The sequence below is a fragment of the Bradyrhizobium sp. S3.3.6 genome (genome assembly GCF_040546905.1).
GTDB lineage: Bacteria > Pseudomonadota > Alphaproteobacteria > Rhizobiales > Xanthobacteraceae > Bradyrhizobium > Bradyrhizobium cytisi.
Genome location: NZ_JBEPOT010000010.1, coordinates 43,150 through 67,639 on the forward strand (window position 1 = coordinate 43,150; position 24,490 = coordinate 67,639).

Genomic DNA, 24,490 nt, shown 5'->3' on the forward strand with positions numbered 1-24,490 from the left:
CCTCGCGGATGACTGATGTGAGGGCCCGGTTGGGCCACACGCATCACCGCAAGACTTGGCGCACAGGCTCCGGGCGCCAGGACCACACGATTTCGCCGTACGCAGATCACACCGGTCGTGTGCGCGATGGTTTTGCTCACGGTTGCCCGCCCTGCAAAACCCTTCGCGCCGACGTGACCACGTCCACCGCCATCCGGCCCGCGTTCGTGACGATCGCGATACGCCCCTCTTCCTTGGGCCGGGTTGCGCGACACATACGCTGTTTCCGAATTTCGGTAAAGTGGTATATTTTTGACGGTGCGGATTGACCGAGGGTTTGGGTGTTTTGCCCGTCGGGCAACGCAAGCTCTCGTATCCCGAATGGAGCGCAACGTCATCCGGGGTTTTCGCCGGCGGATGCAGCGGTCCCGGATTTCGCCGCGCTCCATCCGGGCTGCGCATCATCGCAAAGAATCTTCGTCCAACCGAGTCAACCGCACTGCCCTTCCCGCACCCGAAGTTCCTCGCCCAACAAATCAGCACCAAATGGCCGCATGTGAGTCCGCAACCTTCGGCGTCGGGGCGACTTCTTGGGCAGCGACTTTTCTGTCGCGATCTCAACTGCCAACCCAAAGGAGTACACATGGCTCTTCTCGGAAACCTGCTCGGCACGGTCGACGGCCTGCTTGGAACAGCAACAGGTGCGCTGTCGGGCAGCGCCAATGCAGGTGGAAGTGCAACGGCCGGCGCCAGCGGCTCGGTCGATCTGTCTCACACGCTCGATGTGGGAGCGCTGATCGAAACCAACCCGAGCATCGACGTCTCCACGTCGGGCCTTGCAGGAACCGGTGGCATCGACGCCTCGATCTCCGCGCCGACCGCCGTCGGCCTTAGTGCGGATGTCGGCCATCTCGACGTTGGTGGTCTCCTCCACGGTCTGGTCTGAGCCCTAGTTCGCTGATGACGACAGGTGACGTGGGGCGATCCGCCCCACGTCACGCCAGGCGTGAGCCCGCCAGCGTCCCGGCGCAGATTCGTTCGACACATTTCGACACATTAAGGACATCCAGATGGCGGCAGCCCTTTCGACGGTCGCAGACGAGGCGGCAGAGCCGCCGTATCGGCGCGGCGACGACGTCCGCGAAGCGCTGCTGAAACTCTGGCCGCATTTCCTGTGGGCCGGACTGTTCTCAAGCGCGATCAACCTGCTCTATCTGTCCTCGCCGCTCTATCTGATGCAGGTCTATAATCGCGTCCTGCTCAACGAAAACATTTCCACCCTCGTCCTTCTCACCCTCATCCTCGCCATCGCGCTCCTGACCATGGCCGCGCTCGACGCGGTGCGCGCCTGGATCCTGATCCGCTGCGGCATCCGGCTCGACATGGAGCTGTCGACGCGCGTGTTCGAGGCGCTGGTGGTGCGATCGGCTGAGCGCGGCGCTTCGCGCGGCGCGCAGCATTTGCGCGATCTCGATCAATTCCGCACCTTTGTCACCGGGCCCGGAATCTATTTCGCGTTCGACCTGCCCTGGATTCCGATCTATCTGCTGCTGCTGTTCTTCATCCACCCCCTGCTCGGCCTCGTCGCGACCATCGGCGCGCTGCTGCTGCTCGGACTTGCAGGCGTGAACGAAGTGCTGACCCGCTCGCCGATGAAGCAGGCCGAGTCCTCCGGCAACCAGTCCTACGTATTCACCGAGAATGTCCTGCGCCATGCCGACGTGATCCGCGCCATGGGCATGCAGCCGGCGGTCGAGCGCAACTGGCAGACCCAGCGCTCGGCGATGCTGGTGCAGCAGGCAATCGCCAGCGACAAGAACGCGGTGATGACGTCGTCGATCCGCTTCTTCCGCCTGCTACTGCAATCCCTGATGCTCGGCACCGGCGCGTGGCTCGCGATCGACCACGCCATCACGCCCGCAACGATTTTCGCCGCCAGCATCGTCATGGGCCGTGCGCTGGTTCCGGTCGAACAGGCGGTCGGTACCTGGAAGCAGTTCATCGGCGCACGCGATTCCTACACAGAGGTGCGCAACCTGCTGGCGACCGTCGACCTGACCGTGCCGCAGACCATCGTGCCGAAGCAGCGCAATACAGTCGAGGTGCGCGAGCTAGTCTGCGAATTGCCGTCGCGGCCCGAGCCGGTGCTGAAAGGCCTGTCCTTCGAGCTCGCCGGCGGCCAGGCGCTCGGCATCGTCGGGCCCAGCGGTTCGGGTAAGAGCACGTTGGCACGCCTGCTGGTCGGCGCCATGTCGCCCGCCGCTGGCCGCTTGCGCTTCGGCGGCCTCGACTACAATCACTGGGACCCCGTCGAATTCGGCCGTCATGTCGGCTACCTCCCGCAGGATATCGGGCTGTTCGCCGGCACCGTGCGCGAGAACATCGCGCGCTTCGGCGATGCCTCGACCGACGAGATCATCGATGCCGCCATCCGCGCCGGCATCCACGACATGGTACTCGATCTGCCCCGGCAATACGACACACGGCTCGGCGGCGGCGGCGTCGGCCTGTCGGGTGGACAACGCCAGCGGCTTGGTTTGGCGCGCGCTCTGCTCGGCCGCCCGCCGCTGCTCGTGCTTGACGAGCCCAACGCCAATCTCGACGCACCCGGCGAGGAGGCGCTGAAGGCCGCGTTGCTCAAGGCCAAGGCCGACGGCGCCGCCGTCATCGTCATCACCCACCGCACCACGATCCTCGACATCGTCGACGTCATGATGGTGATCCGCGACGGCATGCTCGACATGCTCGGCCCGCCCGGCGAGGTCTATCAGGCCTTGCAGCAGCAGGCCACCGCACGGGCGGCCGCGTCATGAGCACCGCAACCTATGTCGCCGATCGCGAGCGCGCCTATTATGCGCGGCCGGGACGGCCCGCACTGGTCGGCGCCATCGTGGTCGGCGCGTTCGCGTCGGCCATGACGCTGTGGGGCACGCTCGCCCCGATCTCGGGGGCTGCGATCGCCAGCGGCAACCTCCAGGTCGAGGGCCGGCGCCAGAGCGTGCAGCATCCCTATGGCGGCGTCGTCCGCCAGCTTCAGGCGCGCGATGGCGCCCATGTCGAAAAAGGACAGCTTCTGCTGGTGCTCGACGACAGCGATCCGCGCGCCAAGCTCGAAGTGCTGATTGCCGATCGCGACGCCGCCCGCGCGGCGGAGGCGCGACTGATGGCCGAGCGCGACGACCATGCCATGGACTTTGGCATCGATCCGAAGGACGCAAAGCCCGCTTTGCGCCAGGCGATCGCGAACGAGACCGCGATGATGGCCGCGCGAAAACACCAGTTCGAGGCGGAGACATCCGTGCTCAAGGGCAAGATCGCCGAGCTGAATGCGCAGATCGGCGGCACGCAGGCACAGCTCACCGGCGCTGAAAAGCAGCGCGAGCTCCTGGCCGACGAGATGAACGGAGCGCAGCATCTGTACGAACAGGGCTATACGCCGAAGACGCGGATCCTGGCGCTGCAGCGCGAGGACGCCAAGCTCCAGGCCGATATCGGCGCGCAGCGCGCCAACATCGCGGGCATGCAGCAGCAGATTTCGCAGAATGAGGCAGAGATCGCCAAGGCCGAGCGCGCCCGGATGAGCGAGATCACCGACCAGCTCCGCTCCACCGAGAACAAGCTCGCGGAGCTCGCCCCGAAGGTTGACGCTGCGACGGATGTCGTGACGCACACGCAGATCAGGGCACCCGCGACAGGGTCAGTGGTGGGGCTCGACGTGTTCACCGAAGGCGGCGTGATCCAGCCCGGTGCAAAGCTCATGGACATCGTGCCGTCGGACAATCCGCTGATCGTCGATGCGCAACTCAAGCTGTCCGACATCAACGACGTCACCGTCGGCCGCCGCGCCGAGATCCGGCTGACCGGCGTCAACTATGTTGAGCGTCCCCGCCTTTACGGCACCGTGCGAACGGTCTCGGCCGACCGCGTCACCAACGACAAGGCCGGCGGCCCCGGCTATTACGCGGTCGAGGTCTCTCTTGAGCCGGAGGACGTCAAGAAGTCGCGCATCGAATTGCAATCGGGCATGCCGGCCGAGGTGATCGTGCCGACGCGGCCGCGCACGCTATTCGAGTATCTGTTTGGTCCGCTGCGCGACGAGCTGACCCGCGCCTTCCGCGAACGCTGAGGAGCAAGGAGCCAATGGCTGCATCCGAGCAGAACAACCGCCGCGCCGAAAAGGCCGAGATCGCCCGCCACATCACGACGGAAGAGACGATTGCGTTCATGACCGCGCTGATCGCCTTCCTGAAGGATGCCGAGGCCGCCGGATATCATGGTGGCAACGATGCGCAGCCGCTGCCGTCCGACGTGCCACCCTCGCCGGCGCATGCGTCTGATCCGGCCCCCGCCGAGGCAACACCGGACGATCACCGGCCAGTCTCAGGCGATCAGCATTCCGATCTGAGCGTGCCGCCGACGAGTGAGACCTCGACGACGCTTCATATGGATGGGACCGGTGTCGGCGTCTCGCATGCCGACGGAAATACCGGTGTCGTTGCCATGACGGACAGCTCGGTCAGCGCGACCGCCCCGATTGACAGCCACGCTCCCGTCGCATCCGATCATGCGGCAGTAGCCGTCGGCGGCCCCACTCACGCCGATGCCGCGACGTCCGCGTCGATCGATCCGCCACCATCGCTGCACGATCTCGGCAGCACGATCACGAACTTTGTCGACACCTCGCTGTCCGCCGTCTCGCACACGCTCGACAGCCTGAGCAATACGGTGTCGCAGCTGACATCTACGGTCACCGGAACAATCGGACAGCTCACTGACAGCGTCACCGGCCTCGTCGGCAGCCTGCTGCATTCCGTCGGAGGTGACGGGCATGAGGCGTCCTCCCCCGATTTGTTCAGCGCGCTGGTCACGGATATCATCAGCACACCGCTGGCGTCGCCTCATGACAGCGCGGCGACGCACGTCGATATCGGCGGCCTCGACACCGTCGGCGCGGTGCCGATGGCAACGCTGCCGCCGGTGACGCTGCATCTTGGCTTTCTCGGCCAACCGACTGATAGCCACGATCTGCACGACGGCGCGTTCTCGGCGCTCGGCGTGCATCACTTCTAAGCGACCTTCAGCGACAGCTCCGTGCCGCGCTTGAGCGGCGGCATCATCGAGACGAAGCCGTTTTGGGGATCGCGGACGAAGGCGAGGTACCGACCGTTTCTCGATGATCGATCCCCGCGGCGATTGACGGCAGATTTATATCTGACTACAGTCAGATAATGCTCGACCCCGTCTCCCGCGTCCGCCGCTTCAACCGTGCCGTGACCTCCGCAGTCGGCGCGCTCGATAATTCATTCCTCGGGCGCAGCCGGCCGCTGGGCGCGGCGCGCGTGCTCAATGCGATCGGACAGGGACGCTCCGATGTCGGCGAGATCCGCGACTATCTCGGCCTCGATTCCGGGCTGATGAGCCGGCTGTTGCGCAGCCTGGAAGACGAAGGCCTGATCGAGACGCAAGCGCACGAGGACGATGCGCGCCGCCGCGTGGCCAGCCTGACCCGCGCCGGCAAGCGCGAATTCGCGGCCTATGAGGCGCTGTCGAACACACAGGCCGAAAGCTTTCTCGCCCGGAATGCGCAAGCCGAGGCGCTGCTCGCGGCGATGGATCTGGTCGCCTCCGCGCTGACGCGCGATCGCATCGCGCTCGCCGAAATGGATCCGCGCAGCGACGAGGCGCGCTATTGTCTTGGCGAATATTACGCCGAGCTCGGCCGGCGCTTCAAGCAGGGCTTCGACGTCTCGCTGTCGCGCGACCCTGATGCCAAGGACATGCGCCGGCCGCGCGGCAGCTTCATCGTCGCGATGTCGGACACGCTGCCGATCGGCTGCATCGGCCTGAAGGGAACGGACCATGGCTATGCCGAGATCAAGCGGCTGTGGGTGGCGCCCTCGGCGCGCGGATTGGGCCTCGGCAAGCGCCTGATGGATGGCGCCGAGGATGCCGCACGCGGGCTCGCCATCGCGCTGCTGCGGCTCGACACCAACAGCGCGCTGCCGGAAGCCGGCCGGCTCTACCGCACCACCGGCTGGCGCGAGATCCCGCGCTTCAACGATGACCCGTACCCGGATCTGTTCTTCGAAAAACGCCTGTGAGCGGCGCGTCGATTCCCCTGCTGCCGCGTTAGTTAGGCTCGGGGCCGCAGGAGTATCACCGTGACCGGAGTCGAGCTTGCTGACATCTATCGCAACTACATCGCTTGCCTGAATCGGCAGGATTGGCCCGCGCTCGGCCGGTTCGTGCACGACGAGGTCGCCCACAATGCGCGGCCGCTCGGGCTCGCGGGCTACCGCGCGATGCTGGAGCAGGATTTTCGCGAGGTTCCGGATCTGCGCTTCAACATCGAGATGGTGATCTCCGAGCCGCCCAACGTCGCTGCCCGGCTCAAATTCGAGTGCGCGCCGGTCGGGACATTCCTTGGGCTGGCTGTCAACGGAAGGCGCGTCTGCTTCTGCGAAAACGCGTTCTACGAATTTCGCGACGGAAAGATCCGGCAGGTGTGGTCGATCGTCGACAAGGCGGCGATTGAGGCGCAGCTCTGAGGCTGCGCCTCATTCTCGTCATGCCGCCACCGGTGCCGGCGCCGGCTCGGCTTGCGGCTTGGGGAACGGCCGGAACGTCATCGCCATCAGGAACGCACCCAAGCCCATCGCCCAGGAGCCGATATAGAGCCAGGCATAGCTGGAGAACGCATCATAGATCAGGCCGCCGGCGAGCGGGCCGGTCGCCATGCCGAGGCTGCCGGCCATTGCCGTGCCGCCGATCACGGTGCCCATCATCTTGAGCGGAAAGTTTTCGCGGACGATCACCGCATAGAGCGGCATGGTGCCGGCATAGATGAAGCCGAACACCGTCGCGACCATGTAGAAGGTCGTGAGCTGATGGGCGAAGACATAGCCGAGCGCGCCGAAGGCTTGTGCGAGCAGGCCCGAGACTAGCACGCGCTTGGCGCCGAGCCGATCGCCCATCAGGCCGAAAGCAATGCGGCCACTGAGGCCGGCCAGCCCCTCGACACTGTAGATCGTCACCGCCGAGATCAGCGGAATGCCGCAGCTCACGGCATAGCTGACGGTATGGATGATCGGGCCGGAATGGGTGGCGCAGCAGAAGAAATTGGTGGCGAGCAGGATCAGGAATTGCGGCGAGCGCAACGCTTCGCCCACCGTCATCTCGGATTGCGGGCCGCCTTGACCGGCTACCGCGACCGGCGGATGCGCGAGCGCTGGCGGACGGCGGACCAGGAGCGCGACCGGGATCATGATGGCAGCGACGACCAGCGCCACGATCTGCATCGCGGTGCGCCAGTCATGATGGGAAACCAGCCACGCGGCGAGCGGCGCCATCGTCATCGGCGCCACGCCCATGCCGGCCGACACCAGCGAGACCGCGAGGCCGCGATGGGTGTCGAACCAGCCGGTGACGGTCGCCATCATCGGCGCGAAGATGGCGGCGCAGGAGGCACCGACCAGGAGGCCGAACACGAACTGGAACACGATCAGCGAGGTCGCATGGCTCGCGGCGAACAGGCTCAGCGCCAGCACGATCGATCCCGTCAGCACCACCGGCAGCGGCCCGAACCTATCAGTCACCGTGCCCCACGCCATGCTGGTGAAGGCCATCGCGAGGAAGCCGATCGTCATCGCACTGGAGATGCCGGTCACCGACCAGCCGGTGTCCCTGGCGATCGGCTGCAGGAACACCGGCAGCGAAAACATGCCGCCGATCGCGACGCAGCCGAGCAGGCCGCCGGCGGCGACGATCACCCAGCGATAAGAGGAAGCAGTCATCTTTGTCTCCCGTCAGGTCTGTCTGGGTGGAAGACGAATGGAACTGGCGAAAGCAGACAGGGCGGCGCGATTAAATTATGCCCGGCACATGATGTGTCGCCAAAACAAAATGCCGAAAACAACCCCATGCACAGTAGCCGGCCATTGCGGGATCAATGACTTACCGGCGGCCGACGATGCAAACCCGCAATTTGACACGTCGGGCAAAACACCGGCAATATGTCATATTCCGTGGAACTCGATCGCATCATCGCCGAGCGTCTGCTGCGCCTGGCTAGGCGTCGAACAATGCATTCACATCGCTCTCCGTGAGGGCCGCCGCGATCCCGCCGTCACGGTCGAACAGGCCGTCGGCGAGCGCGCGCTTTCTGGATTTGAGCTCGTCCATCTTTTCCTCGATCGTCCCGGTGGCCACCAGCCTGTAAACGAAGACGGCCTTGTCCTGCCCGATGCGATAGGCCCGATCGATCGCCTGTTCCTCGACAGCGGGATTCCACCAGGGATCGAAAATGATGACGGTATCGGCGGCCGTCAGATTGAGGCCGACACCGCCTGCCTTCAGGCTGACCAGGAAGATTTCGGCCGCGCCTTGCTGAAAGGATTCAATCGCCGTCTTTCGGTCCTTGGTTTGACCGGTGAGGATGCTGTAGCGCAGGCCTCCCGTGTCAAGGCGCTTCCGGACCAGATCGAGCATCGAGGTGAATTGCGAGAAGATGATGATCTTGCGCCCCTCGCTCAGCAGCTCGCCCACCATGTCGATCAGACGATCGAGCTTGGCCGATGGCCGTTCGACGCCGTCGTCCAGTTTCAGCAACGCCGGATCGCAACAGGCCTGCCGCATCCGAAGCAGGGCTTCGAGCACCACGATGTGGCTCTTGGCAAGGCCGCGCTTTGCGATGGCCTCGCGAACCTTGCGCGACATCGCGAGCCTTATCGAATCGTAGAGATCGCGCTGCGGTCCTTCCAGCGTGATGGTCTCCACCATTTCGCTCTTGGCCGGCAGCTCGGTCGCCACCTCCGTCTTGGTCCGTCGCAACAGGAAGGGCTTGACGCGCCGCGCCAATGCCGCGGTCCGCGGCTTGTCGGCGCGCTTTTCGATCGGCGTGCGCCACTGGCGCGAAAAGGCCGCCTTGTCGCCGAGATAGCCGGGGTTGACGAAGCTCATGATCGACCAGAGTTCGCCGAGATGATTTTCCATCGGCGTGCCCGTGAGACAGAAGCGATGCTGCGCCTTGGTCTCGCGCAGAAATCGCGTAGTGGCGGCATCCGGATTCTTCACCGTCTGCGCCTCGTCCAGCACGGCCATATGCCACTCCCGCGCCAGCAGAATTTCGCGATCCCGCGCGATCAGCGGATAGGTGGTCAGGACCAGATCGTGCTCGGCGATGGCGGGAAACTTGTGCTTGCGATCTGCCCCGTGCAGGACGAGGACCTTCAGCTCCGGCGCAAATTTCTGCGCTTCGGCGGACCAATTCGTCATCAGGCTGGTCGGCGCGACGACCAGCACGGGATTGGCGAGATGACCTCGCGCTTTCTCCAGCGCGATCAGGGCCAGGATCTGGACGGTCTTGCCCAGACCCATGTCGTCGGCAAGGATTCCGCCCAGCCCGCTCTCGCGGAGCAGATCGAGCCATGCCACACCCTGCGCCTGATAGGGCCGAAGCGTGGCGCGAAAGGTCGGCGGCAGTTCCGGCGCGGTCAAGCCGCGCGCCTGGAGCAGGCCTGCGAGGCGGCGAAGACTGTCGGCTCCACCAAAGGCGAAGCGCTCGTTCTCGACGCCGAGCAGCGGAACGACGTCCGCGCGCGACAGCCTGATGCTCCTGGAGGCGTCCTCGAAAGCGCCACTCATGTGCAGGCCATGCAGCGCCAGCACGAGCGGCAGGAAGCGATCCGCAGCCAGCGCGACGTGCCGGCCGTCGGCGAGAGGCAGCAGGAAACGTTCGCCCTTGTCCGCGAGTGCCGTCAGCGATTCGGGGCTGAAGCCGGGCGTCGAAACCAGCGCGGCCAGGAGCGGCGCGAGATCGCGCCGCTCGCCTTCGATCTCGATGCCGAGCGACAGTTCGAACCAGTCGATGCCGCTGGACTCCAGCACCGCATCGAAATCGCCCGACGACTCCGCCATCCGGAACGGAAAATCGTCGTCGATCAGGATCTCGAACCCCTCCGACCGCAATTGCCCGGCGTGCAGCGCAAGAAAATCGAACCAGCCGCGCTGGTCGCGCAGCGTAAGGTCCGTGGCATGGCGGTAGTCGAGGATCGGAAGCGCCGACCTCGCTTCGGTGAGACCGGCGTCGGCGAGGCGCTTGCGTGCCTGCTTTTCCTTCGCCTGGCGGCGCGCGATCGCATAGACCTGCCCGCCTTGGAACAGCTCCAGCCGGCTCGCTCGCTGGCTCGGATCGATGTCGAACCCGCCGTAGCGGAAGCCGAGGCTGGCCACGCCGGCGGGACCCGACTGTTCGTTCTTGTTGCGATAGTAGTAATAGCTTGCACCGACATGTCCCGGCTTCAGCCGCAGCACGGGGCGCGGATCCTCGTCGACGAGCACCGCAGCCGCCGGCGGCACCGGCAGCAGACCGTGGTGAAGCTCGGGCAGCCTCTGGCTCAGGCGGCGCGACACCTCTTCGAGTTGCGCCCGCGGAATGGAGGGTGCAGCCAGGAACTGGCAGGCTAGCCGAGGCGGCAGGCCGAGCTGTACGGGCCCGATCACACCGCTGGCTTCGTCGACATAGACCGGCGGTTCGGCATTAAGCGCGACCGCCCCCGACACGACGAGGTTCGGTGCAACGCCTCTGGTCGCCGGGCGCCATTCGATCCGGCCCTCGCGCGCTTCGCCCCAGCTCAGCGGCGCCCGCTTGTGGTCAAGCCAGAATGCGCGGCCGGTCGCGACAATCCGGTGCAACAGCTCTTCCGGACACGGCCCTTGGGTGTAGGACTTGCGGATGCGGCCGTTCGCCTCCGTCACGATGTCGACGTCGACATCACGGAAGTATTTCGGCGCCCGTTCCGGCTTGAATTCGTACAGGCTGGGACTGGTGTAGTTGTCGGCAAAATCTCCGCCCTTGCGGAGCCGGACCGATCGCAGGGTTATCGCGAGGTAAGGCATCGGGTCGTCCGACGGCTGCAGGCAATACAGCAATCGCTGGCTCTCGTCCGCAGCATGATCGCCGCTCCGCGCCGCGCGGCCGACAGTGTCGATCCAGTTGTTGACCTCGACACCAAGGACCGGCGGAGCCGACGGCGCTTCCGTCTTGGCAGGCTTTGCTGCCTGCGGGGGTGGCACCGGCGGCAGCGTCGACGGCTGCCTGTCGCTCAGCGCTTCAAGCAGGGTCGCCGCGACATGCTTGCAGTTGAGGGCCATCGGACAACTGCAATCGCCGTCGATGTCGGTGAGCCTGCCGTTGTCGAACTCCAGCTGGATGTCAACGCGATAATTCGAGGACGCGCTGCCTAGCACCCGGGAACTGATGTGGGTCAGGTCGTCGCTGACGCCGACCGCCGAAACGCGACCCTGCGCCTGATAGGCGTGCGCCTTCTCCATCGCCGAGCGGTTGAAATAACTATAGATTTCTTTTCGCTTGAGAACGTCCGAGAGCACTTGCAGCGATTCCACGACCCAGATTATCGGCAGCAGCATAGCCGTTTCGACCAGAGCGTTATAGTGTTCGAACGCGCCGCCGATGCTGGCGCGCTGCCACGCCCGTTCCAGGAAAATAGCGGTTCGTGGTCCAGACGTCGATGCTCCAAGCCAACAAGATGTGCCTTCGCCTCGACTGCGAATGAACGGAATATGTCCATGCCAAAAATCGACATTGCCGCCCTGCCAGTCCGCAAGGGTTCGGGCTATCCCGCGCCCTTCAACGCTCCTTGCGCCGATCGCGTCCGCAAGCGGCTCGGCAATGCCGGAGGCCTTTCTGATTTCGGCGTCAATCTGATGCGTCTGCCGCCGGGCAACTGGTCGAGCCAGCGGCACTGGCATTCGCACGAGGACGAATTCGTCTACGTGCTCGAAGGCGAGGTGGTGCTGATCGAGGACGACGGCGAAACCGTACTGCGCGCAGGCGATTGCGCCGCCTTCCCGAAGGGCAGCGGCAACGGCCATCACATGATCAACCGGTCGGACGCGGTGGCCGTCTATCTCGAGATCGGCTCGCGCTCGCCCGACGACCTCACGACCTGCTCGGACATCGACATGATGAGCGCAAATTCGGACGGGAGGTTCGTGCACAAGGACGGCACGCCCTATCCGGACGCGTGACCGGAAGCGACGCAGCGCTACGTCACGGCGCGCCGGCGCCAGTCGCTGGCGGCGAGCCATGCGGCCGAGACGAAGAAGTAGAGCGCGCCGACCCCGGCATAGCCCGCGACATTCGCGATCGACGGCACCGCGGGCGTCAAGGCCTGTGCGATGAAGAAGCCGCCGGCGAGCGCCGACTGACCGCCGCTGAGTACCATGGCCCATTGCGCGCCAAAACTTTTCCAGCGCCGGATCGCGGTTCCCAGCTGGAGCAAGCCGGACAGGATCGCCCAGGCACCGAAGACGCCGAGCACCCAGTTCATGCCCGTTCGCAAGGCGACGATGACCGCGATGGTGGTCGCGAGGCTGACCACAACGTTGAGAACCTGCGTGCGGTTTTGCGTGAGCCCGCCGCTGCGCAAGGCGTCGACGAAATTGGCGGCCGCGTCCCATGCCGGATAGAGCACGAGCAAGGCGCCGGCGATTGCCGGGGACGACGGCGCGACGGCAAACGCGGCAACGACCCAGGCGACGGAGAATGCCGCGCGGAGGAAGTAGTATTGCTTGAGCCATTGCTCGCGGTCGGCACGAACGAGATCCATTTGATGATGAGTCATTGCTTTCAGTCCTTTACCTACTAGTTGGTAGTCTCCGCGCGCAGCAAGATGCCTTCACCCCATGCCTGCGGGTGCCGTTGTCGTCTTGCTGATACCGTCTTGCCGATATCGTCTTGCCGATGTCTCTCAGTGTTTCGTGGACAGCCGATCCAGCAGCGGAGCGGTGATCACGCCGAACATCTTGGGATCGCCATAGGCGCGCGCCGACAGCATCGCGCCGTGAATGGTCGCCATGAATCCTTCAGCCTCGACCCGTGCCGTTCCGGAGAGCTTGAGCTGCCCCTTCCGCTTGCCGCGCTCCATCACCGATGCCAGCCAGGACGCCAGGAAACGGAAATGCGAGCGGACTTCGAGCGCCACCTCCTCCGGCAGGATTGGAAGCTCGCTGGCCAGCAGCGCACAGACGCAGAAGGGCGCCGTCGCGTCAGTGATGCACGCTTCCCAATATCCGACATAATTTCTGAGCTGCTCGCGCGTATCAGGGATGTTGCGCTCGAGCGCCGCCAGCCCCGCCGCGGCCTCTTCGCGATAGCGCGACACCAGGGTGCGAACCAGGTCGACCTTGCTGGCGAAATGATGGTGGATGCTCGGCTTGCGGATGCCGACGATTTCGGCGACGTCGGCATAGCTGAAGCCGTTGTAGCCGCCCGCGATGATCAGCGCGCGGGCGCTGGCCAGAATGTCTTCGGCGGTCGAGGAAACGTTGATCATGGAGAATGACTACCTTCCAGTTGGTAGGGCGTCAAGAACGAGATGCTTCACTCCCCCGTGAGTGGTAGGAGCCTTCAATGACCATTCGCCCGATCGTGCGCTATCCCGACCGCCGGCTCGCCATGCCCGCCCGCCCCGTCACCGCCTTCGACGACGGCTTGCGCGAGCTCGCAGCTGATCTGCTGGAGACGATGCGCGCCGCGCCCGGCATCGGCATCACGGCGCCGCATATCGGCGTGTCCTTGCGCGTCGTCGTGCTCGAGCTCGACGCCAAGACGGGCCCGCAGACCTACGTCAATCCACACATCGAATGGGCCTCACCCGAGATGATCATGCACCGCGAAGGCAGCGTCTCGATGCCCGGCATCAACGACGAGGTCCAGCGCCACGCCCGCGTGCGGATCAGCTATCAAGATCTCGACGGCACCACGCAGAGCGAGGAGTCGGATGGCTTGCGCGCCGTCTGCCATCAGCACGAGATCGATCAACTCGATGGCCTGTTCTGGATCCAGCGGTTGTCGCGGCTGAAGCGCGAGCGGCTGGTAAGGAAGGTCGAGAAGATGTCACGAGGGTCATCGGCCCCTTAGGGCGGGTTAGCCGAAGGTGTAATCCGCTCCGCGACCTCAGGCCCTCTTCCCGCCCCGCCTGGTCATTGGCGCGTTGCGACGCTCGCGTTTGCCGCGCGCGATCTCGGTTGCCAGCGCATCGAGCCTCGGCTCCCAGAAATTCCGGAACTGGCCGATCCACGAATCCACCGCCCGAAGCCCCGCAGGGTCGACCGAGTAGAGCCGTCTTTGCGCCTCCGCCCGAACCGTTGCAAAGCCGCTCTCGCGTAGCACCTTGAGATGCTGCGACACGGCCGCCTGCGTGATCCCGTACTCGGCCCCGATCGCCTCGACGACCTCGCCGGACGCCATTTCGCCGGGCGCCAGCAGTTCGAGAATACGGCGGCGCACGGGATCGGCGAGAACCTCGAAGATGTGCATCAGCTTCCTGTGCCCGGATGTGCGATGTCAGGCGGCATCTCGCCACGATAGAAGGCGATGGTGCGGTCCGAGCGCTGCTTCGCCGTGTCGGGATCGACCCCGCTTGCGACGTGCGCTACGCGCCAATATTCGCCTGAAATCGTCATGAATTCCTTGCCCGCGGAAGAGCCCATCCACGCCTCGGCCGTCTCATGGTCGACCGATGCCCCGGTCGCAAGATATCGCTCAAGTCCTGCAATGGCGAGGTCCCAACCGATCCCGACCGCACCTGGACCAAACCGATTCCAATGATCCTCGATGATCGCGGTGTGCTCCAGCGTCAAACGCGCCTGACTTCGTTCTGCGGTCAACGTGACGTCGATCCAGCTCACCGCGCCGCCGAACTCCCACGTCGCCGCAAAATGGGTCGGCGGCGTGCACGCCGTGACAGTGCCGCCCGCATTGCCCTTGAGCTGGTATTTTCCGCCGAGCCGGAGGTCTCCCTCGACCGGCAAGAACCAGCGCAGAATGCGCTCCCTACTGGTCACGGCGTCCCAGAGATCGTCAACGCTCGTGTCGTAAAGCCGCGTCAGTGTCACCGCACTGGCCGCCTTCCCGTCCTTCTCGAAATTCGTCACCGAACGCGTAACGAGTCCCAAGACCCTGGCGACGTCGATCTCCATCACGATCCTCCCTTATCGGTGCGCACGGATGAATATCGATCTACACTAATATAAGTCAAGTCTTATATAGATATTGGTGCAGCGTCGGGCGGCTCGTCGGCGCCGCCCGACCGGACCGTGCCGATCCCCGCCAGGATCAAATCAATGCCGGCCAGGAACTGCGCGCGATCATCGTGGTCGCGCAACTGCGTCGCCATCTGTCGCACGAATGGATATTTCGCGGGGTCGAGCGCATCCCACTGCGCTGCGACGGAGGTGAGGAAAGCCGATCTATCCGTATCGGGGGCATGAACGCGGGCGTTCGCGGCGTTCTGTCCGGCGACGCCGAGGATGTAGTGCACCAGCGCCGATGCGGAATCGAATTGCGCGGCATGGGGCACACCGAGCGCCTGGAGCCGTCCGCCGACGCTCTCGATGATCTCCAGCATCGCGGGCCGCCACGGCTCGCGAAAGAGCTGCGTACCGACCCAGGGGTGGACATCGATCGCGTCGAACAGGCCGAGTGCCACCGCGCGGATCGCCTCGCGAGGCTTAGTGCCACCGGCTACCTCGGACATCACACGGGCGATGACCTCGTCGGTCGCGGCCGCAAGCAGCTCGCCCTTGTCGGCAACGTGCCAGTAGATCGCCCCGCTGCCGGTTGCCAGATGCGCCGCGAGCGCGCGGACGGTCAGCGCACCCTCGCCGCCGCTGTCGAGGATCTCGATCGCGGCCGCGACGATCCGCTCCCGCGAGAGCGCATCGGTGCGCCGTTCAATCCGGTGAGTCTTCTTCGCCATGTCGTCATCTTGACAGGACTGGAACGACGTTCCAATACTATGGAACGACGTTCCATTGACTTTGGTAAAGGACCCGATGGCGCCTCCGGTCACGATTGTCGGTGCAGGCCTCGGCGGCCTCACCCTCGCCCGCGTGCTTCACCTGCATGGCATTCCCGTCACCGTCTACGAGGCCGAGGTATCGGCGATGGCGCGGACGCAAGGCGGGATGCTCGACATCCACGACGACAGCGGGCAGCTCGCGCTGAAGGCGGCTGGCCTGTTCGAGCAATTCCGCGCACTCATCCACGAGGGCGGCCAGGCCTCGCGCGTGCTCGACCAGCACGGCAAGGTGCTGCTCGACGAGGCGGACAACGGCACGGGCGGGCGGCCCGAGGTGCGCCGGGGCGCGCTGAGGCGCATCCTTCTGGACTCCCTGCCCCCGGAGACAATCCGATGGGACAAGAAGCTTGCGAGGATCGTTGCACGCGGCAGCGGGCGGCACGAGCTGACATTCGCCGACGGTTTGAGCGTCAGCACCGAGCTCCTCGTCGGCGCCGACGGTGCGTGGTCGAAGGTGCGGCCGCTGCTGTCGGACGCGACGCCCAACTATGCCGGTACGTCCTTCATCGAGACCTATCTGCACGATGCGGACGCACGGCATCGTGCTGCGGCCGAGGCGGTCGGCGGCGGCGCGCTATTCGCGCACGCTCCTGGCAAGGGCATCTTCGCGCACCGCGAGCCGGACAGCGCGCTTCATGCCTACATCGCGCTGAGCCGTCCCGCCGAATGGTTTACCGCGATCGACTTCACCGATGTCGCCACTGCGACGGCGCGCATCGCAGCCGAATTCGCCGGCTGGGCGCCGGCGCTCACGGCACTGATCACCGACGCCGACACGCCGCCGGTGCTGCGCATGCTCCACACACTTCCCAACGACCATCGCTGGGCGCGCGGGCGTGGAGTGACGCTGCTCGGCGATGCCGCGCATTTGATGCCGCCGGCAGGCGACGGCGCGAACCTCGCGATGCTCGACGGCGCGGAACTGAGCAAGGCCATCGCTGCACACCCCGACGACATCGAAGCGGCGTTGGCGACTTACGAAGCCGCGCTGTTCCCACGCAGCCAGGCGGCCGCTATCGGCGCGCATGAAATCCTGGAGCTCTGCCTCGGCGAACGCGCGCCGTTTGGCCTGGTGGACTTCTTCACCGGGATGCGCGAGAGGATGCCGGAATGATCCATCCTCATGGTGATTGCCAACATGCCCCCCTGCTCCCGTCATGACTGCAGCATGCGCCTGCGGGGCTGTTGAAGTCAGAGCGTTCGGTCATCCGATCGTCAGCGCCGTCTGCTATTGCGACGACCGCCGGAAGGGCGCAGGCAAGATCGAAGCGCTGCCGGATGCACCGGCCGTGTTGCGGTCCCGATCTTGAATTCTGCGGTCCAAAGCACGACCATAGCAGGATGCTGCTCGTGCGTGCCTTTGCTGGACTCATCTTCCTTTTCGCGACCATCGCCGTCGTGCTTTTCGGCTCGGCGGGGACACTGCACTTCGGGCGCGCCTGGATGACCTTGGCTGTGTTTTTCGGATGCGCTGCGGCGATCACCGTCTGGCTGTGGTTTCACGACAAGGCGCTGCTGGAACGGCGCGTGAAGGCGGGACCGGGTTCGGAGCCCGATCCGATCCAGAGTGTCGTCCAGGCACTGGCAGGACTCGTATTCCTGGCGACCTTTGCCGTACCGGGGCTCGACATGCGCTTCGGCTGGTCACACGTGAGCCTCGCCGTTTCGCTGGCTGGTGCGGGGATGATCGCTATCGGCTTCCTGATTGTTTTCCTCACCTTCCGGGAGAACACGTTCACTGCCGGAACCATCGAGATCGCAGAGGGCCAGCAGGTGATCGTCACTGGTCCCTATGCGATCGTACGCCACCCGATGTACTCGGGTGCGCTGGTCATGGTTGCGGGGATACCTCTGGCACTGGGCTCGTGGTTTGGGCTTCTCCCAGTCGCACTGCTGGTCCCGGTTCTCGTGTGGCGACTGATGCGCGAGGAGGCGCTCCTGCTGGCTCATCTAGCCGGCTACGACGAATACTGCGACCGCGTGGGCTACCGATTGGTGCCGATGTTCTGGTAGGTGTCGAAGCCGGCGACTATCGCGCTGCATGGACGGGGCGCCGTCGTCGAGCGCAGCTCAGAACCCGTAGGGCGGATTAGCGGCAGCGTAATCCGCCATCCATCAGCGCGACGTGATGAGAGATGGCGGACTACGCCGGCGGACCGCGCTTCGCGCGGCCGCGGGCTAATCCGCCTTACGGCAGCGCATCACTTCAGCGGCAAGAACACGTCCGCGACCGTCTCATGCTCCTGCACCTCCGGGAAAAGCCTCAGCCGCTGACAGTAGATCGGGAAGTCGCGGGCTTCCTCGCCGCTGGCCGGAAGCCAGTCGCGATAGAGATAGAGCGCGGCAGGCTCCAGATTGTCGGTGAAGCCGACGACGCGCAGCACCGCGCAGCGGCCGCCGGGGATCTCGCCGGCCTTGACCGCTTCGCCATTCGCCGCGATCGGCTGGTCGGTCCCGACACAAAGGTCTATCCAATATTCGTCCTGCTGCACCAGACGCCCCTCGGAATGCCAGACAGTGAAGGTCGGACTTGTGCTGGGATGCAGGCCGGCCGCCTTGCGCCAGGCGATAAACCGCCGGATCGTGTCACCGAGTTTCTCAGGGCTGCCCCGATGCTCCATGATCGCCACCCTGGTGGGCCGTACATCGCGGATCGTCACGTCGTCAGTGCTGAAGTTCTTCTGCATGAGCTTGCTCCTGGCATTGTCGAGAGGCCCGAAGGCCGCAAGCCACGGCTCCCAGTCCGGCGATTTCCGGAACGACGACGGCGACTGCCCGAACCGTTGCCGAAAGGCGCGGGCAAAGGCGTCGGGTGCATCGTAACCGGCATCCATCGCGATCTCGGTGACATCCAAGGCGTCATTGTAGGCCAGCTGATGCGATGCACGCTTCAGACGGGCCAGCTGGACATAGCGATGCACTGACAGCCCGAAGGTCGCCGTGAACTGCCGGTGGAAATGAAATTTCGAGAACGCCGCGACAGCGCTTAAGCTGGCCAGGTCCAGATCCGCGTCGAGATGCCGGTCGATATGATCCAGCACCCGCCGCATCCGGGCCTGATAGTTTCGCAGTGCCGCCGTCATCGTCCCTCCTCCGTGGCGGCTTGAGTTAGGCCGGGATGGCCGTGACGCGCTCGACCGATCTTGCGGTTTGGGATGCTCGGCGTCCTCGACGATCTCGCGGATCGGTCGTGACAAGAATCGCACACCCGGCGGCCTTCAGGATCGCGCTCGAGCCGCGGCAACCAAAATGACCGCGTCGATGACGATCGTCGTCGAGGGCCGTCTCACCGCTTCGACTTGCGGGACTTGTTACGGGACTTGCCGGGCTTGCCCGTCAGGGCGTTCACGGCCGCGATCGACCAATCGACCGGATCGACATCGCCGAACGCCGCCAGCGCCGCGTCGTCCGCCCGCACATCGCGGCCCTTGGCCAGCGCTGCTGCCCGTTTCAACACGGCAGCAAGGCGATCCGGATCAGCCGACCTGAGGGGAACGAGCAGCCCCACGTCCGCTCGCCCGACTTCACAGATTTCGGCCCCCGGCAGCGCACCGATGGCCTCGCCGGATATCTTCTGGAGATCGCGGATGCTGATGTGAGTCATGGTGACTACATGCGCCTATATGTAAAGGGCTGCAAGATTTCACCGCTCTAGCAACGCCGCGGGGGTCAAGTGCACTGTGACCGTACCCCCGCGATCAATCTGGCGACGAGCGCTCCGGCCCGAACTCCCATTGCGAGGCGTAATTCATGACAGGGCGCTCGAACGTAGCGCCCTTGCCCACGAACGCCTTGCCGAGATCGAGCATCGGCTGGAATGTGTCGAGCTGCTTTGCATCCTCCAGGGTGCGCCACAGACTGACATTGACCAGCGAGCTCACCGCCTCATCTTCTCCCGCGTAGAAGTGGATGAGACCGCGCATCGCGCGGATGCCCGGTTCGAGCACGGCAAGCGAGTCCGCCATCATCTTCTTGATTTCGGCGAAATGCTGCGGCTCGCAGCGGATCACGGACACACGGATGATCGGCATGTTTGCCTCCTTCTCGATTAGGCTCAACCGGCGAGACTCCAAAACCACTTCCGAAAATAATGGGTGGCCGCGTTCTCGTCCAGGTCGGCGAGCTGTAGCTCGAACTGGTCCAGCAACGGGCCTCGCTCGGGCGACTATGCGAACCGCCCGTGCCGCAGCTTCTTGATCGTGAGCTTGAGCTTCTCGATCAGTAGTTTGTAGGATGGGTAGAGCCCTTGAGGCTGGGCAAGTATTCGCGATCGCCATTCGCCCGTAGAATATCGTTCGCTGTTGTGGCGAAAGCGAACATCGCAGCAGAATTTTTGTCGCGTTGCCTGTTGCGAACAAGAATAGATTTCCGCCCCTTCGAGAGCGGATCGAATACTTGCCCAGCCTCTGCGCTCTACCCACCCTACGCGCTAGTATTGCATTCCGACCGAATTCTCAGAGCATTCATCGAGCGAACGCATTCTTCGAGGGCACGATTAGAGAACTCGGAGGATGGAAAGAGTCGAACAATAACCAGCACTCCCGTTTTCGATTGCGATGTGTTTCGCTACGCTCAACCAACTTACGGCCTAAGCAGGTGATGCAAATCGTGAGGCGATTCCTGCGATCTGTTTGGGAGTCGTGGCGCGCTCTGTCGAATCTCCGTTCCGCCAATAAACCTCGTCATCAACGTACGACAATTCCTTTTGAGGAAGAATTGTGATGGCAATCAAACCCAACCCATAAAACGAATTGAAATCCATACTAGAGAGCACACTGTCCCGCAGCGTAGGCGATAGCCCCGATTTCTTTATTCCCTCCTTCCACTTGGTGAAGTACTTTTCGACTGAAATTCCGAGCCGCTTGGCCTCTCGGTTCACCCCAACGACAAATCTTTTGCCGATCTTCTTTGCCTCGACCGAATCGATCTTCTTGACCCGATCAGCATCGGCTTTCTTGTCTGTAACGCCGATCAAGATTTTCCCCGAGCTCTTGGGGCCGATATTTGCGATCGCGCAAATAGTCTTAATGACCTTATCGATCATCTGAGGGTCTTCAACTCCATTCACATCAAGAACGAGAAGCCCCTGCTTCAATTCATAGTTCGCCAACTCAATTTCCGAACGACGAATGACGCTTTCGATGTCGACAGTCGTGTGATTAGAGTAAATCATCTCCGACAGCTTTGTCGTCTTCACAAAATCGGAGCTAATGAGTCCTTTCACCGCATCTATATTCTTGCGCCGCTCCTCCGGAGCGGTTGCCTTTCGTCCAGTTTCAATTCGACTAGAAATATCATTCAATGCCTTCTGTAGCTCCCCATAATTTGCAATCTTCTTATTCTCTCCTACAATCAGCTCGTGGAAGGCTATCAGCAGAATTGCAAAGACCGAGGGGAACGCGTTCGTATTCGTCTTCGTGAAAATGAGCGTGCGAAGCTTAATGCGTTGACCCGCGTCGCATACTTTCAGCAATTCGCTGATGCAAAACTTGATTTCGTCGCTGACTTTATCCGCGCCGTATACTTCCAGTGCATTCAGGATGCGTTCAGATTCGCTTGTTCCGCTGACGTAAATGTCATCAAGCGCATCTTTGGATCGTTCAATAAGCTGACCACCAACGATGCAAGCCACAATGTCGGCAATATATTGCTCATCAAGGCTATCGCGAAGATCTGTGGATTTGAGAACCCCCTGATTTACCCAAAAAACCTCATCTGCCTTAACTTCATAGCCGTGGTTCGACATCGGAAGGTCAATGCTGATGGACGGCATTGCTTCAAGCGGGAGAATATCCAAAGACACATCTCCTCTTAGGAGGCTTGCAAGCTTTCTGACGGTCGTCGAGAATTCATTTTGCACACCAGCTTGCCTACGCTCCTGGTCGCTCAGCCGATGACCGTACGTGTTAATCCCGATCAAAGACGTCGTTGATTTCGCTGTCCGTTGCGTTGCGCATTACGGACATGGCCAACGAATAGTCGAGCAGAGTGGACACCTCCTTCGCTGTTATCAGCTTGGCATCTTTTGCCTTGGCGAAGCGACCTTCGTCCGCCGCAGACTTTGCGGTTGGAAACGAATCGACGTTGAAATAATCGCCCTCCAACCGGGGAAAGGCGTTTTCAATGAACGAAACTATCGAGTGCAAACGCTGTAGACCGTCGATGATCTCATAAGTCCCCGGCGCTCCATCGCGCTCTGCGAGCAAGATCGCTGGCACGGGGTATTTTTTCAGGAGCGATTCGATGAGCTTCTGCTTTTCCTCCAGTGTCCAGACGAGCTTTCGCTGGTAGCGTCGGTTCACCAAAAGTTTGCCGTCGCGGTACCAACCATAAATGGTCTGCACAGACGTAGGTTGAGACGCTAGATCGGCCATAAACCCCCCGCTTCAGATTCAAAGAACTGAGTTTCGCTCAGCCCTACTCCCACTCAATCGTCCCAGGCGGCTTGCTGGTCACGTCGTACACCACCCGGTTCACGCCCTTCACCTCGTTGATGATGCGCGTGGCGGTCTCGCCCAAAAACTTCATGTCGAACTGGTAGAAGTCCGCGGTCATGCCGTCGGTGGAGGTGACGGCGCGCAGGCCGACGACGTAGTCGTAGGTGCGGCCGTCGCCCATGACGCCCACCGTCTTGACGGGGAGCAGCACGGCGAAGGCCTGCCAGATGTCGTCGTAGAGGCCGTGCTTGCGGATCTGGTCGATATAGACTGCGTCGGCCTTGCGCAGGATGTCGAGCTTGTCGCGTGTGATGTCGCCGGGACAGCGGATGGCGAGGCCGGGGCCCGGGAACGGGTGGCGGCCGACGAAGATTTCGGAAAGACCAAGCTCGCGCCCTAACTTGCGCACCTCGTCCTTGAACAGCTCGCGCAGGGGCTCGACGAGCTTCATGTTCATGCGCTCGGGCAGACCGCCGACATTGTGGTGCGACTTGATCGTCACCGAGGGACCGCCGGTGAAGGAGACGCTCTCGATCACATCAGGGTAGAGCGTGCCTTGTGCCAGGAAGTCCGCGCCGCCGATCTTCTTGGCCTCAGCCTCGAACACCTCGATGAAGAGGCGGCCGATGGTCTTGCGCTTGGTTTCGGGGTCGGTGACGCCTTCGAGCTCGCCCAAAAACTGCTTCGAGGCGTCCACGTGCACGAGCGGGATGTTGTAGTGGTGGCGGAACAAATCGACCACGGTCTTGGCTTCGTCGAGGCGCAGCATGCCGTGGTCGACGAACACGCAGGTGAGCTGGTCGCCGATGGCTTCGTGGATCAGCACGGCGGCGACGGCTGAATCGACGCCGCCGGAGAGGCCGCAGATCACCTTGCCTTTGCCGACCTGGGCGCGGATCTTGGCGATCTCCTCCTCGCGGAAGGCGCGCATGGTCCAGTCGCCGGTGAGGCCCGCGATCTTGCGGACGAAATTGCGGATCAGCTTGGCGCCGTCGGGCGTGTGCACCACTTCAGGGTGGAACATCAGTCCGTAATATTTGCGCGTCTCGTCCTGGATGATCGCGAACGGCGCGTTCGGAGAGGTGCCGGCCACCGAGAAGCCCGGCGGCATTTTTGTGATGCGATCGCCATGGCTCATCCAGACCTGGTTCTTGCCGCCTGGTGACCAGACGTCCTCGAACAGCTTGCTCGGCGCCTTGACCTCGACATCGGCGCGGCCGAATTCGCGGTGATGGCCGCCCTCGACGGTGCCGCCGAGCTGCTCCGCCATGGTCATCTGGCCGTAGCAGATGCCCATCACCGGCACGCCGGAGGCGAAGATCGCTTGCGGCGCGCGGGGCGAGCCGGCCTCATGCACCGACTCCGGGCCGCCGGAGAGAATCACCGCTTTCGGCTTCATCTCCAAAAAGGCCTGCTCGGCCTTGTTGAACGGGACGATCTCGCAATAGACGCCGTCCTCACGCACGCGACGCGCGATCAGCTGCGTCACCTGGCTGCCGAAGTCGACGATGAGAATCTTGTCGTGCGCCGAGGCCACGGAGGGCGTCGACGCGGAGCGGTCGTTCTGTGCTGCTGTCATGGCAAGCAGATACGCGACCACGCCCCTCCTCGCAACCGCGTGGGGCTGGGCGCCCACATTCTTCTTTGGGCATGGACAAATGGATATAGGTAAGTATTATTGACCTAATTGCCCCCCTCCACCAAACCGGGGCCAATCAGGGAGAAACGCCATGTCACAGCACCATCAGCCATCAACGCTAGCCGCGCTCGGCCGGACCTGGGTCGAGGCCTGGAACACGCGCGATCTCGAGCGCGTGCTCACGCTCTACGACGACGCGGCCGTGATGACGTCGGACCGGATCCCCGCGATGGGATTCGGCGCCAGCGGCACCGTGCGCGGCAAGGACGCGTTGCGCGCCTATTGGGGCAAGGCGCTCGGGCTGCTGCCGGACCTGCACTTTTCACTGATTGACGTGTTCGTCAGCCCTGACAGCGTGGTGGTGTTCTACGAGAACGAGCGGGGCAAGCGGATCTGCGAATACCTGCGGGTGAATGATGCGGGGCTGATCGTGCAGGGATCGGCGAACCATCTGCCGGATTGACGTCGCTCCCTCCCCGTCATTGCGAGCGCAGCGAAGCAATCCAGAATCTCTCGGCGGCGACAGTCTGGATTGCTTCGTCGCAAGAGCT

At 63.5% G+C, this 24,490-nt stretch carries 25 protein-coding genes; 12 read left to right on the forward strand and 13 right to left on the reverse strand.

All coding sequences use genetic code 11. The features are described from left to right. Nucleotides 1-622 precede the first annotated feature (622 nt). From ABID59_RS25750 to ABID59_RS25775, 6 genes are all read left to right on the forward strand, one after another. The gene (locus ABID59_RS25750; protein WP_148754233.1) at nucleotides 623-925 is read left to right on the forward strand and encodes a hypothetical protein; all 303 of its coding nucleotides are present in this window, start codon (nucleotides 623-625) and stop codon (nucleotides 923-925) included. Between the two features lie 124 nt (nucleotides 926-1,049). Further along, the gene (locus ABID59_RS25755; RefSeq protein WP_354085241.1) at nucleotides 1,050-2,792 is read left to right on the forward strand and encodes a type I secretion system permease/ATPase; all 1,743 of its coding nucleotides are present in this window, start codon (nucleotides 1,050-1,052) and stop codon (nucleotides 2,790-2,792) included. Continuing rightward, nucleotides 2,789-4,105 (forward strand): HlyD family type I secretion periplasmic adaptor subunit, encoded by a 1,317-nt coding sequence (locus ABID59_RS25760; RefSeq protein ID WP_354085242.1) that lies wholly within the window; start codon nucleotides 2,789-2,791, stop codon nucleotides 4,103-4,105. The genes ABID59_RS25755 and ABID59_RS25760 overlap by 4 nt, the downstream gene beginning before the upstream one ends. A 14-nt stretch (nucleotides 4,106-4,119) precedes the next feature. Next, nucleotides 4,120-5,049 (forward strand): hypothetical protein, encoded by a 930-nt coding sequence (locus ABID59_RS25765; protein WP_354085243.1) that lies wholly within the window; start codon nucleotides 4,120-4,122, stop codon nucleotides 5,047-5,049. 158 nt (nucleotides 5,050-5,207) lie between these two features. Then, complete coding sequence (locus tag ABID59_RS25770; RefSeq protein ID WP_354085244.1) at nucleotides 5,208-6,080, forward strand: GNAT family N-acetyltransferase; 873 nt, start codon at nucleotides 5,208-5,210, stop codon at nucleotides 6,078-6,080. 60 nt (nucleotides 6,081-6,140) lie between these two features. Further along, complete coding sequence (locus tag ABID59_RS25775) at nucleotides 6,141-6,527, forward strand: ester cyclase (protein WP_354085245.1); 387 nt, start codon at nucleotides 6,141-6,143, stop codon at nucleotides 6,525-6,527. A gap of 18 nt (nucleotides 6,528-6,545) precedes the next feature. On the opposite strand, the gene ABID59_RS25780 is transcribed toward ABID59_RS25775, so the two are convergent. Both ABID59_RS25780 and ABID59_RS25785 read right to left on the reverse strand, forming a co-directional pair. Continuing rightward, a complete protein-coding gene (locus tag ABID59_RS25780; protein ID WP_354085246.1) occupies nucleotides 6,546-7,772 on the reverse strand; it encodes an MFS transporter in 1,227 nt (408 codons plus the stop codon). A 274-nt stretch (nucleotides 7,773-8,046) separates the two neighbouring features. Continuing rightward, nucleotides 8,047-11,406, reverse strand: a complete 3,360-nt coding sequence (locus ABID59_RS25785; RefSeq protein ID WP_354085247.1) for a DEAD/DEAH box helicase — start codon at nucleotides 11,404-11,406, stop codon at nucleotides 8,047-8,049. Nucleotides 11,407-11,565: 159 nt separating this feature from the next. Here ABID59_RS25785 and ABID59_RS25790 point away from each other — a divergent pair, with 159 nt between their 5' ends. Then, on the forward strand, nucleotides 11,566-12,027 hold the full coding sequence (locus tag ABID59_RS25790; protein WP_148754226.1) for a cupin domain-containing protein: 462 nt from the start codon (nucleotides 11,566-11,568) through the stop codon (nucleotides 12,025-12,027). 17 nt (nucleotides 12,028-12,044) lie between these two features. Here ABID59_RS25790 and ABID59_RS25795 read toward each other — a convergent pair whose 3' ends face one another. Both ABID59_RS25795 and ABID59_RS25800 read right to left on the reverse strand, forming a co-directional pair. Then, a complete protein-coding gene (locus ABID59_RS25795) occupies nucleotides 12,045-12,623 on the reverse strand; it encodes a DUF308 domain-containing protein (RefSeq protein WP_148754225.1) in 579 nt (192 codons plus the stop codon). Nucleotides 12,624-12,749: 126 nt separating this feature from the next. After that, complete coding sequence (locus ABID59_RS25800) at nucleotides 12,750-13,334, reverse strand: TetR/AcrR family transcriptional regulator (RefSeq protein WP_148754224.1); 585 nt, start codon at nucleotides 13,332-13,334, stop codon at nucleotides 12,750-12,752. A 77-nt stretch (nucleotides 13,335-13,411) separates the two neighbouring features. Here ABID59_RS25800 and ABID59_RS25805 point away from each other — a divergent pair, with 77 nt between their 5' ends. Further along, nucleotides 13,412-13,921, forward strand: a complete 510-nt coding sequence (locus ABID59_RS25805) for a peptide deformylase (RefSeq protein ID WP_148754223.1) — start codon at nucleotides 13,412-13,414, stop codon at nucleotides 13,919-13,921. Between the two features lie 36 nt (nucleotides 13,922-13,957). Here the strand turns inward: ABID59_RS25805 and ABID59_RS25810 are convergent, their stop codons facing one another. From ABID59_RS25810 to ABID59_RS25820, 3 genes are all read right to left on the reverse strand, one after another. Then, nucleotides 13,958-14,320, reverse strand: a complete 363-nt coding sequence (locus tag ABID59_RS25810) for an ArsR/SmtB family transcription factor (protein WP_148754222.1) — start codon at nucleotides 14,318-14,320, stop codon at nucleotides 13,958-13,960. Continuing rightward, nucleotides 14,320-14,982, reverse strand: a complete 663-nt coding sequence (locus ABID59_RS25815; protein ID WP_354085248.1) for an SRPBCC family protein — start codon at nucleotides 14,980-14,982, stop codon at nucleotides 14,320-14,322. Before ABID59_RS25815 ends, ABID59_RS25810 begins: the two co-directional genes overlap by 1 nt. Before the next feature lie 62 nt (nucleotides 14,983-15,044). Further along, the gene (locus ABID59_RS25820) at nucleotides 15,045-15,761 is read right to left on the reverse strand and encodes a TetR/AcrR family transcriptional regulator (RefSeq protein ID WP_148754220.1); all 717 of its coding nucleotides are present in this window, start codon (nucleotides 15,759-15,761) and stop codon (nucleotides 15,045-15,047) included. 76 nt (nucleotides 15,762-15,837) lie between these two features. Here ABID59_RS25820 and ABID59_RS25825 point away from each other — a divergent pair, with 76 nt between their 5' ends. From ABID59_RS25825 to ABID59_RS25830, 3 genes are read left to right on the forward strand one after another with little or no spacing between them, the layout of a single operon-like run. After that, nucleotides 15,838-16,977 (forward strand): FAD-dependent oxidoreductase, encoded by a 1,140-nt coding sequence (locus tag ABID59_RS25825; protein WP_354085249.1) that lies wholly within the window; start codon nucleotides 15,838-15,840, stop codon nucleotides 16,975-16,977. 43 nt (nucleotides 16,978-17,020) lie between these two features. Continuing rightward, complete coding sequence (locus tag ABID59_RS37465; protein ID WP_488226228.1) at nucleotides 17,021-17,173, forward strand: GFA family protein; 153 nt, start codon at nucleotides 17,021-17,023, stop codon at nucleotides 17,171-17,173. Between the two features lie 31 nt (nucleotides 17,174-17,204). Further along, a complete protein-coding gene (locus tag ABID59_RS25830) occupies nucleotides 17,205-17,876 on the forward strand; it encodes an isoprenylcysteine carboxylmethyltransferase family protein (protein ID WP_354085250.1) in 672 nt (223 codons plus the stop codon). A gap of 188 nt (nucleotides 17,877-18,064) precedes the next feature. On the opposite strand, the gene ABID59_RS25835 is transcribed toward ABID59_RS25830, so the two are convergent. From ABID59_RS25835 to guaA, 6 genes are all read right to left on the reverse strand, one after another. Then, nucleotides 18,065-18,946 carry an AraC family transcriptional regulator gene (locus tag ABID59_RS25835; RefSeq protein ID WP_354085251.1) on the reverse strand — a complete coding sequence of 294 codons (882 nt, stop codon included), beginning with the start codon at nucleotides 18,944-18,946 and terminating at the stop codon, nucleotides 18,065-18,067. Nucleotides 18,947-19,149: 203 nt separating this feature from the next. After that, nucleotides 19,150-19,467, reverse strand: a complete 318-nt coding sequence (locus tag ABID59_RS25840) for a hypothetical protein (protein ID WP_354085252.1) — start codon at nucleotides 19,465-19,467, stop codon at nucleotides 19,150-19,152. Between the two features lie 94 nt (nucleotides 19,468-19,561). Next, nucleotides 19,562-19,894: a hypothetical protein gene (locus tag ABID59_RS25845; RefSeq protein ID WP_148754215.1), complete on the reverse strand. Its 333-nt coding sequence runs from the start codon at nucleotides 19,892-19,894 to the stop codon at nucleotides 19,562-19,564. Between the two features lie 557 nt (nucleotides 19,895-20,451). After that, on the reverse strand, nucleotides 20,452-21,660 hold the full coding sequence (locus tag ABID59_RS25850) for an RNA-binding domain-containing protein (protein ID WP_354085253.1): 1,209 nt from the start codon (nucleotides 21,658-21,660) through the stop codon (nucleotides 20,452-20,454). A gap of 109 nt (nucleotides 21,661-21,769) precedes the next feature. Next, entirely contained in the window at nucleotides 21,770-22,237 is a 468-nt protein-coding gene (locus tag ABID59_RS25855; RefSeq protein ID WP_354085254.1) for a DUF262 domain-containing protein, read from the reverse strand. A gap of 43 nt (nucleotides 22,238-22,280) precedes the next feature. Next, nucleotides 22,281-23,879 (reverse strand): glutamine-hydrolyzing GMP synthase, encoded by a 1,599-nt coding sequence (guaA, locus tag ABID59_RS25860; RefSeq protein WP_354085400.1) that lies wholly within the window; start codon nucleotides 23,877-23,879, stop codon nucleotides 22,281-22,283. Between the two features lie 151 nt (nucleotides 23,880-24,030). Here guaA and ABID59_RS25865 point away from each other — a divergent pair, with 151 nt between their 5' ends. After that, nucleotides 24,031-24,402: a nuclear transport factor 2 family protein gene (locus ABID59_RS25865; protein ID WP_148754210.1), complete on the forward strand. Its 372-nt coding sequence runs from the start codon at nucleotides 24,031-24,033 to the stop codon at nucleotides 24,400-24,402. Nucleotides 24,403-24,490 lie beyond the last annotated feature (88 nt).

Coding starts and splice junctions, on each gene's coding strand:
- ABID59_RS25770 (WP_354085244.1), top strand. CDS start 5,208: ATGCTCGACCCCGTCTCCCGCGTCCGCCGCTTCAACCGTGCCGTGACC.
- ABID59_RS25830 (WP_354085250.1), top strand. CDS start 17,205: ATGCTGCTCGTGCGTGCCTTTGCTGGACTCATCTTCCTTTTCGCGACC.
- ABID59_RS25765 (WP_354085243.1), top strand. CDS start 4,120: ATGGCTGCATCCGAGCAGAACAACCGCCGCGCCGAAAAGGCCGAGATC.
- ABID59_RS25820 (WP_148754220.1), bottom strand. CDS start 15,761: ATGGCGAAGAAGACTCACCGGATTGAACGGCGCACCGATGCGCTCTCG.
- ABID59_RS25805 (WP_148754223.1), top strand. CDS start 13,412: ATGACCATTCGCCCGATCGTGCGCTATCCCGACCGCCGGCTCGCCATG.
- ABID59_RS25825 (WP_354085249.1), top strand. CDS start 15,838: ATGGCGCCTCCGGTCACGATTGTCGGTGCAGGCCTCGGCGGCCTCACC.
- ABID59_RS25845 (WP_148754215.1), bottom strand. CDS start 19,894: ATGCCGATCATCCGTGTGTCCGTGATCCGCTGCGAGCCGCAGCATTTC.
- guaA (WP_354085400.1), bottom strand. CDS start 23,879: ATGACAGCAGCACAGAACGACCGCTCCGCGTCGACGCCCTCCGTGGCC.
- ABID59_RS25865 (WP_148754210.1), top strand. CDS start 24,031: ATGTCACAGCACCATCAGCCATCAACGCTAGCCGCGCTCGGCCGGACC.
- ABID59_RS25755 (WP_354085241.1), top strand. CDS start 1,050: ATGGCGGCAGCCCTTTCGACGGTCGCAGACGAGGCGGCAGAGCCGCCG.
- ABID59_RS25760 (WP_354085242.1), top strand. CDS start 2,789: ATGAGCACCGCAACCTATGTCGCCGATCGCGAGCGCGCCTATTATGCG.
- ABID59_RS25780 (WP_354085246.1), bottom strand. CDS start 7,772: ATGACTGCTTCCTCTTATCGCTGGGTGATCGTCGCCGCCGGCGGCCTG.
- ABID59_RS25795 (WP_148754225.1), bottom strand. CDS start 12,623: ATGACTCATCATCAAATGGATCTCGTTCGTGCCGACCGCGAGCAATGG.
- ABID59_RS25855 (WP_354085254.1), bottom strand. CDS start 22,237: ATGGCCGATCTAGCGTCTCAACCTACGTCTGTGCAGACCATTTATGGT.
- ABID59_RS25835 (WP_354085251.1), bottom strand. CDS start 18,946: ATGACGGCGGCACTGCGAAACTATCAGGCCCGGATGCGGCGGGTGCTG.
- ABID59_RS25750 (WP_148754233.1), top strand. CDS start 623: ATGGCTCTTCTCGGAAACCTGCTCGGCACGGTCGACGGCCTGCTTGGA.
- ABID59_RS37465 (WP_488226228.1), top strand. CDS start 17,021: ATGACTGCAGCATGCGCCTGCGGGGCTGTTGAAGTCAGAGCGTTCGGT.
- ABID59_RS25815 (WP_354085248.1), bottom strand. CDS start 14,982: ATGGAGATCGACGTCGCCAGGGTCTTGGGACTCGTTACGCGTTCGGTG.
- ABID59_RS25840 (WP_354085252.1), bottom strand. CDS start 19,467: ATGACTCACATCAGCATCCGCGATCTCCAGAAGATATCCGGCGAGGCC.
- ABID59_RS25800 (WP_148754224.1), bottom strand. CDS start 13,334: ATGATCAACGTTTCCTCGACCGCCGAAGACATTCTGGCCAGCGCCCGC.
- ABID59_RS25790 (WP_148754226.1), top strand. CDS start 11,566: ATGCCAAAAATCGACATTGCCGCCCTGCCAGTCCGCAAGGGTTCGGGC.
- ABID59_RS25785 (WP_354085247.1), bottom strand. CDS start 11,406: ATGCTGCTGCCGATAATCTGGGTCGTGGAATCGCTGCAAGTGCTCTCG.
- ABID59_RS25810 (WP_148754222.1), bottom strand. CDS start 14,320: ATGCACATCTTCGAGGTTCTCGCCGATCCCGTGCGCCGCCGTATTCTC.